Origin of the sequence: Bacillus sp. 166amftsu (assembly GCF_900107445.1) — a bacterium.
GTDB classification, from domain to species: domain Bacteria; phylum Bacillota; class Bacilli; order Bacillales; family Bacillaceae_G; genus Bacillus_A; species Bacillus_A arachidis.
In genome coordinates, this window is record NZ_FNQA01000016.1 from 1 (window position 1) to 14,843 (window position 14,843).

Below are 14,843 nucleotides of genomic sequence, written 5' to 3' on the forward strand. Positions count from 1 at the left end.
ATAATGTCGGAGGGGTAGCGAAGTGGCTAAACGCGGCGGACTGTAAATCCGCTCCTTCGGGTTCGGCAGTTCGAATCTGCCCCCCTCCACCATTTTAAAAAAACAACCTGATAAAGGTTTATTTTTTTGAAAAGACAAGCATACTAGTAAATATTAATGGGCTATAGCCAAGCGGTAAGGCAACGGACTTTGACTCCGTCATGCGCTGGTTCGAATCCAGCTAGCCCAGCCATTTACGAGCCATTAGCTCAGTTGGTAGAGCATCTGACTTTTAATCAGAGGGTCGAAGGTTCGAGTCCTTCATGGCTCACCATTTTCGCGGAAGTAGTTCAGTGGTAGAATACAACCTTGCCAAGGTTGGGGTCGCGGGTTCGAATCCCGTCTTCCGCTTTTTTACTTCGGGGCCTTAGCTCAGCTGGGAGAGCGCCTGCCTTGCACGCAGGAGGTCAGCGGTTCGATCCCGCTAGGCTCCATTATAAATTAGAAAAAACCTTACATCTTTTGATGTAAGGTTTTTTGTTTATTCTGCTTTAATAAGGACAAGTTTCCATTTATTTCGTTTACAATAGAAAAATAGAGTAAAATATAAGGTTTGAATTAAAGCGTGTGTGGATACGGGGGAAGGGAGGAATAGGTGTTGAAAATTGTTATTGCATCTGATTCATATAAAGAAAGCTTACGAGCGATAGAAGTATGTAAGGCCATTGAAAAAGGGTTTACTAAAGTTTTTCCTGAAGCTGAGTATGTGAAACTTCCAATTGGAGATGGAGGAGAAGGTACCGTTCAATCTCTTGTTGATGCTACAGGAGGAAAGATCATTCAACTTTACGTAACAGGTCCACTTGGTGAACGTGTAGATGCATTCTACGGTATTTCTCAAGATAAAAGAACAGCGTTTATTGAAATGGCAGCAGCGTCGGGGGTGCATCATGTTCCAGTTGAACAGCGAAACCCTCTCATCACCACAACAAAAGGAACGGGAGAGCTTATATTAGATGCTTTAGATAAAGGTGTACAGCATATTATTTTAGGGCTTGGCGGAAGTGCTACGAACGATGGAGGGACAGGCATGCTCTCAGCCCTAGGTGTAAGGTTTTTAAGGAAAGATGGACGAATAATAGAACCTGTCGGTGGAAATTTACATTTTATTGATTCTTTAGACTTAGCTAAGTTGGATTCTCGTTTAGCGCATGTGAAAATAGAAGCGGCATGTGATGTAGACAATCCTTTAACAGGACAAAAAGGAGCATCTTTTGTATTTGCAAAGCAAAAAGGAGCAAGTCCAGAAATGATCAGGCAGTTAGATGATAATTTAAAGCATTATGCCTATGTATTAAAACGGCATGTACACATTGATGTGGAAGAGATACCGGGTGCAGGAGCTGGGGGAGGATTAGGAGCTGCAGTTGTTGCTGTACTACAAGGTCAATTAAGAAAGGGAATTGAAATTGTATTAGACTATACAAATTTTGATGAACATATAAAAGAAGCAACTCTTGTTCTTACAGGTGAAGGAAGGATAGATGTGCAAACCGCTTATGGAAAAGCACCGGTTGGGGTTGCTAAACGTGCAAAGAGACTACATATACCTGTTATAGCTATTGGGGGTTCTGTACTTTCGAATCACATTTCAGTTTATAAAGAAGGAATAGATGCTGCGTTTGCTGCCACATCAAGTCCAATGACACTAGAGGAAGCATATATAGCAGCAAGAGAAAATATTGAAATGACTGCGCGGAATATCGCATCTGTATGGAAAATAGCTTCAGGAAAACGTCTCTAATTATAGGAGACGTTTATTTTTCATTATTTATGTGTACATGTGTAATGAGTTTTTTTAGAAAACGGTTTATTTTATACATAAAACAGACGAAAAATATAGATTTCTACGTAGATATTAGTGAATGAGGTGTATATACATACAAAAAAATGTCGAGTTGAGTCAGAGTATATAAAAGATTTAAAATATTTAGTGAAGGCATAAAAGGGGGAGACTATCTATGAAGAAAGAAATTTCAATCGTTGGAGTTCCAATGGACTTAGGACAGATGCGTCGTGGAGTTGATATGGGCCCAAGTGCAATTCGTTATGCGGGAGTAATTGAAAGAATTCAAAACATCGGATATGACGTAGAAGATATTGGGGATATTTGTATCAAGAGAGAAAAAGAAGTAGCTGAAAATACAAATTTAAGAAACCTTACACAAGTTGCAAAAGTTTGTGATGAATTAGCAGGTAAGGTTGATCATATTATAGAAGAAGGTCGTTTTCCACTTGTACTAGGTGGCGATCATAGTATTGCAATTGGGACACTTGCAGGAGTAGCAAAGCATTATAAAAATTTAGGTGTAATTTGGTATGATGCACACGGTGATTTAAATACAGAAGAAACGTCACCGTCTGGAAATATTCATGGTATGTCACTTGCAGCAAGCTTAGGTTATGGTCATCCTTCATTAGTGAATTTATACGAGGCGTATCCGAAAGTGAAAAAGGAAAACGTCGTTATCATTGGTGCACGTGCATTAGATGAGGGAGAAAAAGACTTCATCCGCGATGAAGGAATTAAAGTATTTACAATGCATGAAATTGATCGTATGGGTATGACTGCGGTTATGGAAGAAACAATTGCATACTTATCACATACAGATGGTGTTCATTTATCATTAGATTTAGATGGACTAGACCCACATGATGCACCAGGAGTGGGAACACCCGTAATTGGTGGACTATCCTATCGTGAAAGTCATTTAGCAATGGAAATGCTAGCGGAGGCTGATATTATTACATCAGCTGAGTTTGTGGAAGTAAATACGATTTTAGATGAGAAAAACAGAACAGCAACAACAGCGGTAGCTTTAATGGGTTCTTTATTCGGTGAAAAACTAAAATAAAAAAAGCAGCTAAAATGCTGCTTTTTTTATTTTAAAATAAGAGTATAATAATAAGTTATATTATACTGCCTTACAATAAAGTTTGACATCTTACCAATTTATACCATGTGAGGTAACGTCGTTTGTAATTGTCGTTTCTTTCATGTATGGTATAATTAACTAGTTGTTGTAAATACATACATATAGAGCAGAATAATAATATTTCAGTATATGGATAAAATTGCTCATAAGTAGGAGGAAGGGTTAGCATGCCTTTTGGAGATATGAACTTTTTGAAATATCTCAGTACGATATTAGATATCGCCGTTGTGTGGTTTGTTATATATAAGCTAATTCATGTAATCCGAGGTACAAAGGCTGTTCAACTTTTGAAAGGGATTACAGTTATTATTATCGTCCGTATATTAAGTTATTTATTTGAGTTGCATACGTTGCAGTGGCTCACGGACCAAGCTTTGACATGGGGATTCCTAGCAGTGATTATTATTTTTCAACCCGAGCTTAGAAGAGCGCTTGAGCAATTAGGAAGAGGAAGTTTGTTCTCCCGTGCAATTGGTCAGGAAGAAGAAGAGTATGAAATGGTTGCGAATGCTGTGGCAAAGGCAACTGAATATATGGGTAAACGACGCATTGGTGCGCTTATTACATTATCTAGAGAGACTGGGATGGGAGATTATGTAGAAACCGGGATTCCTTTAAATGCTAATGTGTCATCAGAACTGCTTATTAATATCTTTATCCCCAATACACCGCTTCATGATGGAGCGGTTATTATGCAAGGGAATACGATTAAAGCAGCAGCTTGTTACTTACCATTATCGGAAAGTCCGTTCATATCAAAAGAACTAGGAACGCGTCACCGAGCTGCGATGGGAGTTAGTGAAGTAACTGATAGCATTACAGTGGTTGTATCAGAAGAAACAGGTCAAATTTCTTTAACTAAAAATGGGGAATTACATCGTGATTTAAAAGTCGAACAGTTGAAAGAGATGCTTTTAGCAGAGTTCAGTGGGAATGTGAAGACAACTTCTTCATCTTTATGGAATTGGAATTGGAGGAGAAAGCGTCATGGATAAGCTGATGGAGAACCACTGGTTTTTAAAAGGAATTTCATTACTATTGGCGTTAATGCTTTACATGTCAACGAATTTGTCGGATAAAAACATGACAGAGAATAAGAATGCATCACCTTTTCCAACAAGTGATATAACAGAAACAGTGTCTAACATTGTAGTAGCAGTAAACTATGATGAAGATAAATATATTGTAAGTGGTATTCCAAAGTATGTAAAAGTAAAATTGGAAGGACCCAAAAACGTAATTACTGCAGCAAGGTCACAACGTGAGTTTGGTGTATCTGTAGATTTACGTGGATATTCTACAGGAACATACGAAGTGCCTTTAAAGTATACCGGGATGGAAAATAACTTAAAAGTAACGGTTCAACCGGCGAAAGTTAAAGTTACAATCCAAAGTAAGGCGAAGAAGTCATTTCCTGTGGAAGTGAAGTATTCGAATGAGGGTCAAATGCCAGGAGGTAGTATGGTTGAAAAGCCGACTATTAAACCAGGAACTGTTGAGGTTATTGGTACAGAAGAGGAGCTAGCAAAAGTTGCTCTTGTCAGGGCATATGTTGATTTGAAGGGGATAACAAAAACAGTAACAAAGACAGCCGAAATTGTACTATATGATGAAGATGGTAAGAAACTAGACTTACAAACAACACCTTCTAAAGTAAGTGTTACGATCCCAGTTTCAAATCCAACTACGACAAATAATATTGAAAAAACTGTGCCACTAACTTATTCGAAAAAAGGAAGTGTACCTGAAGGGTTAGCTGTTACAAAAATCGGTATCGAACCAAATGAAGTGACAATATCAGGACCAAAAGATGTTTTGGACACTATAAAGTCCTTGGAGGGCGTCGAAGTAGATCTTAGTAAAATTACGGAATCTACAACATTCGATGCCTCTGTTTTATTACCGAAAGGTGTAACAAATGTAAACCCTAGTCAAGTGAAAGTTTCCGTCGAAGTACAAAAGCAAAAAAATACAAAGCATAAGACAATAGAGGGCATTTCTATACGAAAAAATGGATTGTCAGATGAATTCACCTTACAATTGCTTTCTCCACAAGGTGGAAAGATAAGCGTTGATATTTCAGGAGAAGCCAGTATAGTAGATAAAATAACAGCAGAACAAATAACAGCGTCAATTAATCTACAAAATCTATCTTCTGGGACGCACGATATTCCAATTCAGGTTAGCGGCCCTAATAATGTTTCAATAGAGACAAAACAAAAAAATGCAAAGGTAACCCTTGTAAAAAAAGAAAATTCAGAGCAAGAAGTACAAGGAAGGCCAGAACAACCAGAACAACCAGAACAACCAGAACAACCAGATTCACCAGAAGACAAAGAGAATGAAATAGAAAAACCAAATGAGCAAGACAAGGAACAAGGCAAACAGAATGAAGTAGAAAATCAAAAAGAGCAAGAAAAAGGAGCGAATAGCAATGGGTAAATATTTTGGTACAGATGGTGTGCGCGGTGTCGCAAATGAGGAATTGACGCCTGAACTAGCATTTAAAATTGGACGTTTTGGAGGATATGTATTAACAAAAGATATAGATCGTCCAAAAGTTATTATTGGCCGAGATACACGTGTATCTGGTCACATGTTAGAAGGTGCATTAGTAGCAGGTCTATTATCAACTGGAGCAGAAGTTATGCGTCTTGGTGTTATTTCAACTCCTGGGGTTGCGTATTTAACAAAGGCGCTAGATGCACAAGCGGGTGTTATGATTTCAGCATCTCATAACCCAGTGCAAGATAATGGAATTAAATTTTTTGGCTCAGATGGATTTAAACTAACTGATGAACAAGAAGCAGAAATTGAAGCTTTATTAGATAAAGAAGTAGATGAATTACCACGTCCGACAGGAACAGAGCTTGGACAAGTGAACGATTACTTCGAAGGTGGACAAAAGTATTTACAATACATTAAACAAACTGTAGAAGAAGACTTCTCTGGTTTACATATTGCTTTAGATTGTGCACACGGAGCAACGTCTTCTTTAGCACCATATTTATTCGCAGACTTAGAAGCTGACATCTCTACGATGGGAACATCACCAAACGGTATGAACATTAACGAGGGTGTTGGCTCTACACATCCAGAAGGTTTAGCTGAACTAGTAAAAGAAAAAGGTGCGGATATTGGACTTGCATTTGATGGCGATGGAGACCGTTTAATTGCAGTAGATGAAAAAGGAAACATTGTTGATGGCGATCAAATTATGTACATTTGTGCGAAATATATGAAAGAAACTGGTCAGTTAAAACATAACACAGTTGTTTCAACTGTTATGAGTAACTTAGGATTCTATAAAGCACTAGAAGCAAACGGTATTACAAGTAATAAGACAGCAGTTGGTGATCGCTACGTAATGGAAGAAATGAAGCGGGGCGGTTATAATCTTGGTGGGGAACAATCTGGTCATATTATCTTACTTGATTACATTACAACTGGAGACGGAATGTTAAGTGCGCTTCAACTTGTAAATATTATGAAGATGACGAAAAAGCCATTGTCTGAGCTTGCGAGTGAAATGATAAAGTTCCCTCAACTATTAGTAAACGTTCGTGTAACGGATAAAAAACTAGCATTAGAAAATGAAAAAATTAAAGAAATTATTCGTGTGGTGGAAGAAGAAATGAACGGAGACGGCCGTATTCTTGTTCGTCCTTCTGGAACAGAACCACTTATTCGTGTAATGGCAGAAGCACCAACACAAGAAATTTGTGATGGATATGTACATCGCATTGTAGAAGTTGTGAAAGCTGAAGTTGGAGCTGAATAATTAGCTGATTTTATATGAAAAAGGAGCACGATTTGTGCTCCTTTTTCATATGTTTTATAGACAATGAAAAAATTTTATTGACGGTTTATGTTGTTTGTTATAAGATGGTCTTGTTCTTTTTCTCAAAGTAAATATAAGGAATTATAAAAGCGCCAGAACTACAAGTTGTGTAGTTGACGAGGAGGAGTTTTATCGAGATTTCGGCGGATGACTCCCGGTTGTTCATCACAACCGAAAGCTTTTACTTAAATCACCAAGGTGACTCGGTGGACAAAGGTAAAGGTTTGATGAGAGAAAAGGAACGGATGAATACTAGCTGTATAAGTATATACGGACTGAAACCCAATCGAGAGGAAGGTGAAAGCCGTTACAGACTTACAGGTCTAGCAATATGTAATCCGTTTTTTATATTTAAATAATGAATGGGATCGGACTATGTCGTTACATGTTCGCAGAGCAATGTAAGCATTTGTAACGGCGACTAAACATGTGTGGAATCGTAGGATTTATTGGAGAGCAAGATGCAAAGGAAATTTTATTAAAAGGTTTAGAGAAACTAGAATACCGCGGATATGATTCAGCAGGTATTGCAGTACAGGCAGAGAACGGTATTGTTGTATACAAAGAAAAAGGCCGTATTGCAAAACTTCGTGAAATCGTAGACGAGAACGTGGCAGCAAGCGTGGGAATCGGTCACACACGCTGGGCTACACATGGTGTTCCAAGCACTGTAAACGCACATCCGCATCAAAGTACATCAAAGCGCTTTACGCTAGTTCATAATGGTGTAATTGAAAACTATGAATTAGTGAAAAAAGAATATCTTCAAGATGTAACGTTTGTAAGTGAGACTGATACAGAAGTTATCGTACAGCTTATGGAACAGCAAGTAAGCACAGGGTTAAGTGTGGAAGATGCATTCCGTAAAACGTTATCCATTTTACATGGTTCTTATGCGATTGGATTACTTGATGCTGAAAATCCAAACATGATTTATGTTGCTAAAAACAAAAGCCCGCTATTAGTAGGTGTTGGTGACAACTTTAATGTTGTTGCGAGCGACGCAATGGCGATGTTACAAGTTACAGATCAATTTATCGAATTAATGGATAAAGAAATGGTAATTGTAACACAAGAAAGCATTACAATTAAAAACTTACAAGGTGAAACGATTGAACGTGCACCGTTTACCGCGGAATTAGATGCAAGTGATATTGAAAAAGGAACATATCCTCATTTCATGCTTAAAGAAATTGATGAGCAACCACTTGTAATCCGTAATATCATTCAAAAATATCAAAATGAAAATGGCGAAATCGAATTAGATGGAGACATCCGTAATGCGATTTTAGATAGCGATCGTATTTATATTATTGCATGTGGAACAAGTTACCATGCTGGTCTTGTTGGAAAGCAATTTATCGAGAAGTTTGCAAAAGTACCTGTAGAAGTACACGTAGCAAGTGAATTCTCTTACAATATGCCATTATTAACAGAAAGACCATTCTTCATTTACATTTCACAAAGTGGTGAAACTGCAGATAGCCGTGCAGTACTTGTACAAACAAATGAAATGGGTCATAAAGCATTAACAATTACAAACGTACCAGGTTCTACGCTTTCTCGTGAAGCTGACTATACACTACCTCTATATGCAGGGCCAGAAATCGCAGTTGCTTCTACGAAAGCTTACACAGCTCAACTTGCAGTGCTTTCAATCCTAGCAGCTGATATTGCGAAAGCAAAAGGCGAAGTTCTTGATTTTGATTTAACACACGAACTAGGTCTTGTAGCGAATGCAATGGTAGTACTTTGTGATCAAAAAGAAGAAATGGATGCACTTGCAAAACAATTTTTAGCAACAACACGCAACTGTTTCTTCATCGGACGCAGCGTAGACTTCTTCGTAGGATTAGAAGGTGCGTTAAAGCTAAAAGAAATTTCTTACATCCAAGCAGAAGGATTTGCTGGTGGAGAATTAAAACACGGTACAATCGCGCTAATTGAACAAGGTACACCAGTTATCGCACTTGCTACGCAAGAGCACGTAAACCTTGGAATTCGCGGTAACGTAAAAGAAGTAGTAGCACGTGGAGCAAACCCATGTATCATCTCAATGAAAGGCTTAGAAATGGAAGGAGACAGCTTCGTACTACCAGCTGTACATGAAGCATTAGCACCGCTTGTAGCAGTTGTTCCATTACAACTTATCTCATACTACGCAGCGCTTCACCGCGAGTGTGATGTTGATAAGCCTCGTAACTTAGCTAAGTCTGTTACTGTTGAGTAGGAGATTGGGAAATTAATAATTGTATTGTAGATTTGAAATAAAGTTGCACTGTTTCCACCCCTTTAGATATGATTATCTAAAGGGGTGTTTTTATGTCGAAAAGAAAAAGAATATCTGCGATCGAACAGTGGATTAAACAAGGTCGAGGAACCGGTATGGAGTAGATTATAAACCTTGGTTAAAGATTCAAGATGTATCTTCGAAGGGTCGTTCAACTCGTTTAAAAGGAATAAAAACAAACAGACAGCATAAATTTCTGTCGGATTTGGGGAAAAATATATTTATTTAACTGAATAATTGAACAAGTTAGATTACTAGACATTAAGAGGGGGGTTATTAATGAAAATGAATGAAAAAACATATCTAAGTATAGAAGAGATTATTTCATTGCCAACCTTATCAGATACAAACATAAGTGATGATGGCAAAAACGTAGCATTTGTCAAGAAGACAGCTAACTGGAAAGACAATAAATATAGGAATCATGTATGGATATATGAAAAAGATAAGGGGCAGAGTTACCCATTAACAACTAAGGATATAGATAGTACATACCCATTATGGTCTCCAGATTCTAGGAATATCGCATACCTTAGCCCAGTTGGTGACGGGGATAATAAGAAAAATCAGATCTTTGTTAAATCAATAGATGGTTATAGTGGGGTTCAAATTACTGATGAGAAAGAAGGGGTCAGTAATTTCAAATGGGAGTCTACTGGCAAGGGTTTTTATTATGTTGCACAGTCAAAAGAATCTGAGGTGATAAAGAAACGTAAGGAACTATATGGAAATTTCCATCATATAGGTAAGGAATACGAGAATAATTGTTTATATTACATTGAAATAGAAAAAGTGATACAAAATGATAAATATGAACACGAAAATAGCGTTGTTTATCAACTAACTGATGGGAAGGATTTTCATATCCATGAATTTGATATTTCAAATGATGGGAAAAAGGTTGTATTTATGGCTACACCAAGCTCAGATATGGAAGATTATATTAATGGAGATCTATACATACTAGATATTAAAGCTGGAGAGCTACAAAAGATGAATATAGATAAGTTGTTGGGAGGGAGCGTTTGCTTTTCTCCTGAAGGAAGCAAAATATGTTACTCAGCAAGCATAAGGGAGAAGGATTACTATAAGACCCATATACAAGACAGTACATTAGAGATATATGATATTAATAATGGAGAGCTAATTCAACCTTTAACAGATTTTGATAGTACGGTTATTCCATTACGGTGGACAGCTAGAGGAATTTTAATTAGATGGCAGAATAAAACGAATTATCTTATTGGGTTGTTATCTGAGGATGGCACTGTGGAAATGTTAAGTGAAAAAGTAGATAGCTTTATAGTGGATGCTTCTATAACAAGGGATGGAAATCATATATCTTATAATAAGGCTATAACAAATGAAACCTTTGAAATCTATTTAGACGATAAAAAAATAACGAATGAAAATAGCTTTTTCAAAGGAAAGTTTAAAAGTAACAGGGAGATAATCTCATGGCAAAGTAGTGATGGTCTTGAAATAGAGGGAGTTTTATCAACCCCAGTAGAGTTTGACGCAAATAAAAAATATCCCTTATTAGTGGTAATCCATGGTGGTCCGGCTTGGGCGTCCTTTCCAATATTTTCAGACTGTTTTAATGAGAAATATCCTATTGAACAGTTTATCGAAAAAGGCTTTCTAGTTTTAGAACCAAACTACAGGGGAAGTTCTGGTTATGGTAATGAATTCTTAAAAGCAAACTATAGAAAACTGGGAATTGCTAACTACGATGATGTTATATCTGGAGTGGATAAACTAGTTGACAAAGGGATTACAGATAAAGATAGAGTAGGGGTTATGGGATGGAGCAACGGGGGATATATATCAGCTTTCTGTTCTACATTTAGTAGTAGATTTAAAGCTATTTCAGTTGGAGGTGGCATTACTAACTGGAGTACCCATTATGTAAATACAGATATACCTTACTTTATTAGGATGTATTTAGGAAATAATCCATGGAATGATCCAGAGATATATACTAAAACATCACCAATGAAATATATTAAATCAGCCTGTACTCCCACCTTAATCCAACATGGTGAAAAGGATGCAAGAGTTCCAACTCCAAATGCATATGAGCTATATCAAGGGTTAAGGGATATGGAAGTTGATACAGAATTAATTATATTTAAAGGAATGGCATATAGTTCTGATCAGCCAGGAATTAATGTGGCTATTATGAAGCAGAATTTGATGTGGTTTTCACACTATATTCTTGGAGAAAGTATGAAAGATTTTAGGGTTTTATGATTAATATTGGATTTATTAATAAGGGGGTTTTTAAATGACGCCAGAACAAATTGTTAGAAAATTTTTTGAAGAAGTACGTTCGGGGAATAATCCTGACTATTCAAATCAATTAATGGCAGAAAAAGTATTGGCACATCAAATTGTATCTGAAGAAGAACAAACAGTTTGCAGAACTCCTAAAGATTATGCCGAACATGTAAGAGAGATGATTGAAGTATATGGTAATTTTTCTTTAGAAATTCAAGAGTTTTTAGTACAAGGAAGTAAAGTATATGTACGTTGGAAACAAGTAGGTACACACCTAGGAGAAATCGATGGATATCAACCTACAGGACTCCCAATAATTCAAATGACAAGTACGGTGTATAGAATAGACGATGGGAAAATTTCAGAGTATTGGATTCAAATTGATAGGTCAGGAATTCAAAATCAATTAGAGTTCAATAAAAATATGCAGTAGTTAATTTTTAAGAGTATTAGAAAAATAAAGCACTAAACAAAACTTGTTAACAAAATCTTGTTAAGCGGAGTGCTTCTATTGAATAAGGGGTACAAAACGATTAAACTTTTTTTAAAAAGAATCATTCAAATTAAAACAAGAAGAGCATGTTTTGATCGATCTTTTTTTAATACGCTCTTTTCTTTTGTTCGTTTATTTAAACTTTATTTTAAAGCTACATGTATTGTAGAGTAACAATAAAGTCGTTTAAATATAGAAGTTCAACATCCGTTTGCTTAGTATTAAAACAAGTGAACGGATGCTTTTGTTTTTTAAGAGTGAGAGCAGTGAAAATTACGGTATAATAATTGGAATCTTTTAAAGCAGATTTAAAGTGATATACTCCCCATTAGGTAGACGGATAAAAAATAAAAATCTGTTTATCTAAGGGGAGTATTTTTACTGTCTACTTGACAGGGGGGAGTTCTCTTTTTGGTGGATTCTTCTTGTTTATTATAAATTAAAAGCTTATGAGGTGATTTTTATTAACTACTCTTTTACAAAAACTATTTCTCGATCTAAAATGCTCTTTAATTGAATATTGGAATACAACATAACAGTCCTCGTCTTAATTTTTCAAAAAGGGAGAATAGAAGGAAAAGTATGATATATTTATGATGTCCAATCATTTTTAAGAGAGATGGGGAGAAGAACAATGGAAAATCAAAGAGTTGAAAATAAGGAACTAACGATTTTTAACCACATTGGAAACACAATTGTAACAGAAGATAGGGAAATCCAAATTATTTCAAGATTAGAAGAGCCTCTTATTGTCGTGTTAGAAAATGTATTAAGTGATGAAGAGTGTGAAACGTTAATTGAAATGTCTAAAAATAAAATGAAACGTTCTAAAATTGGTGTTTCGCGTGAAATAAATAACATTCGGACGAGTAGTGGTACGTTTTTAGAAGAAAGTGAGGTCGTTACTAGAATTGAAAGACGAATCGCTTCAATTATGAATGTTCCTGTTGAAAATGGGGAAGGGTTACATATTTTAAAGTATACAGTTGGTCAAGAATATAAAGCGCATTATGATTTTTTTGCAGAAAACAGTGCGGCAGCAAACAATAATCGTATTAGTACCCTTGTCATGTACCTAAATCATGTAGAAGAAGGCGGAGAGACTGTCTTTCCCAAACTCAATCTTTCTGTATCTCCGAAAAAAGGAATGGCGGTATATTTCGAATATTTTTATCAGGATGCATCATTAAACAAGCTCACTCTACATGGCGGTGAACCTGTTATTAAAGGTGAAAAATGGGTTGCGACGCAATGGATAAGAAAAAGACCTTTGTATTAAGATAGCACTCAATTACAAGTTTGTTATCGTTTTCCGACTTCTTGTTTAGTTAAGAAAAGGGAGCGATTGTTAGCAACACAGATAGAAACGGAAAAGTAAAGTGATAGAGACTCTATCGCTTTTTTCATTTCGTTATATAGAAAAGTACGATATACTTGACGTACATCAATGTTGTAACTATAATTGTTACAATTTAGAACTTATAATAGAAAGGGTGAATGATGGAAGTGAATGAAATTAATCACGATGTATATAAACCTGTAAAAGCCAACAGGTTATGGATGATTCTTGTATTAGGGACATTAACAGCAATCGGGCCATTGTCCATTGACATGTACTTGCCTTCGTTGCCAAAATTAACGGATGATTTACAAACAAATGCTTCTCTTGCTCAGCTTACTTTAACAGCATGTTTATTAGGGCTTTCGGTTGGACAATTATTTGTTGGCTCAATTAGTGACATTTATGGACGGCGTAAACCGCTTATTATTGCTCTTATTATGTATGTTGCATCTTCTTTACTTTGTGCGGTTGCGCCATCTATTTGGAGTCTAGTTCTTTTACGTTTCTTACAAGGAGCTTCAGGTTCAGCTGGTATTGTTATATCTCGTGCTATGGTACGTGATATGTACTCAGGTTCTGAGATGACAAAATTTTTCTCACTGCTTATGTTAGTAAACGGAGCAGCACCAATTTTAGCGCCAATTATTGGAGGACAATTGTTACAATTTACATCGTGGCGCGGAGTTTTTATCGTCCTTGGAGCGATAAGTATATTTATGTTAGTATCCGCTACGTTTGTGTTACGTGAGACATTACCTCTTGAAGAGAGGGAAACAGGCGGTTTAGTAGGAACATTAGCGACATATAGGAATTTGCTGAAAGATCGCTTATTTATGGGGTATGCCTTGTCGCAGGGCTTAGTGTCAGCGGCAATGTTTGCTTATATTTCTGGTTCTCCGTTTGTGTTGCAAAATATATACGGGGCATCACCGCAAGAATTTAGCGTATTCTTTGCTATTAATGGTATTGGTATTATTATTGCCAGCCAAATTACCGGCCGTTTGGCAGGGAAGCTAAGTGAGAAAGCTTTATTTGTAGCTGGCATTGGAATTGCAGCTGCTGGTGGTATCTCCTTACTTCTCACAATTGTATTAGGAATTGGATTAATTGGTGTTTTATGTTCATTATTCCTTGTTGTATCAAGCGTTGGGGTTGTATCAACGACAGGTTTTTCACTAGCGATGAAAAATCAAAAACAAGCTGCTGGAACAGCTTCAGCGTTGCTTGGATTGTTACAGTTTATTTCTGGAGCGCTTGTTGCGCCTTTAGTAGGGATTGGAGGCAGTAATACAGCACTTCCTATGGGAATTGTGATTGCTTTATGTGAAGTGGGAGCAGTTTTATGTTATATCTTTATGGCAAAGCCTAGTGAAAAGAAGTTTGCACTGCAAGAAAAGCAAGATTTAGAGGAATAAAAAAAGCTGCAACGTATGGTTGCAGCTTTTTTTATTGTTTCTGAACGAACAAGTAACTAAATAAAATATGGTTCACCAATAAAGGCTGTAAAGATCTTGGTTGAAATGTGAATATATAGAATCTAAAAAATCGCATTATTCGATAAATTAATTGTTTTTGCTCACTTATTTCCTTATAATGGATATGGGATCTAACTTATGGAATTC

General features: G+C 36.5%; 10 protein-coding genes, 5 tRNA genes and 2 pseudogenes. All 17 read left to right on the plus strand.

Annotated elements, in window-relative coordinates; translation table 11 throughout:
• Positions 1 to 8 precede the first annotated feature (8 nt).
• Positions 9 to 92, plus strand: a tRNA-Tyr gene (locus tag BLV40_RS22320).
• Between the two features lie 65 nt (positions 93 to 157).
• Positions 158 to 232, plus strand: a tRNA-Gln gene (locus BLV40_RS22325).
• Positions 233 to 237: 5 nt separating this feature from the next.
• A tRNA-Lys gene (locus tag BLV40_RS22330) sits at positions 238 to 313 on the plus strand.
• Positions 314 to 318: 5 nt separating this feature from the next.
• A tRNA-Gly gene (locus BLV40_RS22335) sits at positions 319 to 390 on the plus strand.
• 10 nt (positions 391 to 400) lie between these two features.
• A tRNA-Ala gene (locus BLV40_RS22340) sits at positions 401 to 473 on the plus strand.
• Between the two features lie 164 nt (positions 474 to 637).
• A complete protein-coding gene (locus BLV40_RS22345) occupies positions 638 to 1,783 on the plus strand; it encodes a glycerate kinase (protein ID WP_090694006.1) in 1,146 nt (381 codons plus the stop codon).
• Between the two features lie 217 nt (positions 1,784 to 2,000).
• The gene (gene rocF, locus BLV40_RS22350; RefSeq protein ID WP_026592701.1) at positions 2,001 to 2,894 is read left to right on the plus strand and encodes an arginase; all 894 of its coding nucleotides are present in this window, start codon (positions 2,001 to 2,003) and stop codon (positions 2,892 to 2,894) included.
• Positions 2,895 to 3,142: 248 nt separating this feature from the next.
• Positions 3,143 to 3,970 carry a diadenylate cyclase CdaA gene (gene cdaA / locus BLV40_RS22355; RefSeq protein ID WP_090694009.1) on the plus strand — a complete coding sequence of 276 codons (828 nt, stop codon included), beginning with the start codon at positions 3,143 to 3,145 and terminating at the stop codon, positions 3,968 to 3,970.
• On the plus strand, positions 3,963 to 5,417 hold the full coding sequence (locus BLV40_RS22360) for a CdaR family protein (protein ID WP_090694013.1): 1,455 nt from the start codon (positions 3,963 to 3,965) through the stop codon (positions 5,415 to 5,417). The genes cdaA and BLV40_RS22360 overlap by 8 nt, the downstream gene beginning before the upstream one ends.
• On the plus strand, positions 5,410 to 6,756 hold the full coding sequence (gene glmM, locus BLV40_RS22365) for a phosphoglucosamine mutase (RefSeq protein ID WP_090694015.1): 1,347 nt from the start codon (positions 5,410 to 5,412) through the stop codon (positions 6,754 to 6,756). Before BLV40_RS22360 ends, glmM begins: the two co-directional genes overlap by 8 nt.
• A gap of 287 nt (positions 6,757 to 7,043) precedes the next feature.
• Positions 7,044 to 7,231 (plus strand): annotated as a pseudogene (locus tag BLV40_RS29835) (hypothetical protein).
• A 12-nt stretch (positions 7,232 to 7,243) separates the two neighbouring features.
• A complete protein-coding gene (gene glmS / locus BLV40_RS22375; RefSeq protein WP_090694018.1) occupies positions 7,244 to 9,046 on the plus strand; it encodes a glutamine--fructose-6-phosphate transaminase (isomerizing) in 1,803 nt (600 codons plus the stop codon).
• Between the two features lie 92 nt (positions 9,047 to 9,138).
• Positions 9,139 to 9,314: pseudogene (locus BLV40_RS29840) on the plus strand (transposase); the annotation flags it as partial.
• Between the two features lie 71 nt (positions 9,315 to 9,385).
• A complete protein-coding gene (locus BLV40_RS22385; RefSeq protein ID WP_090694020.1) occupies positions 9,386 to 11,359 on the plus strand; it encodes a S9 family peptidase in 1,974 nt (657 codons plus the stop codon).
• 34 nt (positions 11,360 to 11,393) lie between these two features.
• Positions 11,394 to 11,819, plus strand: coding sequence for an ester cyclase (locus tag BLV40_RS22390; RefSeq protein WP_090694023.1), 426 nt, complete (start codon positions 11,394 to 11,396; stop codon positions 11,817 to 11,819).
• Between the two features lie 694 nt (positions 11,820 to 12,513).
• Complete coding sequence (locus tag BLV40_RS22395; protein WP_035415245.1) at positions 12,514 to 13,158, plus strand: 2OG-Fe(II) oxygenase; 645 nt, start codon at positions 12,514 to 12,516, stop codon at positions 13,156 to 13,158.
• 218 nt (positions 13,159 to 13,376) lie between these two features.
• Positions 13,377 to 14,636, plus strand: a complete 1,260-nt coding sequence (locus BLV40_RS22400; protein WP_035415248.1) for a multidrug effflux MFS transporter — start codon at positions 13,377 to 13,379, stop codon at positions 14,634 to 14,636.
• Positions 14,637 to 14,843: the final 207 nt, after the last annotated feature.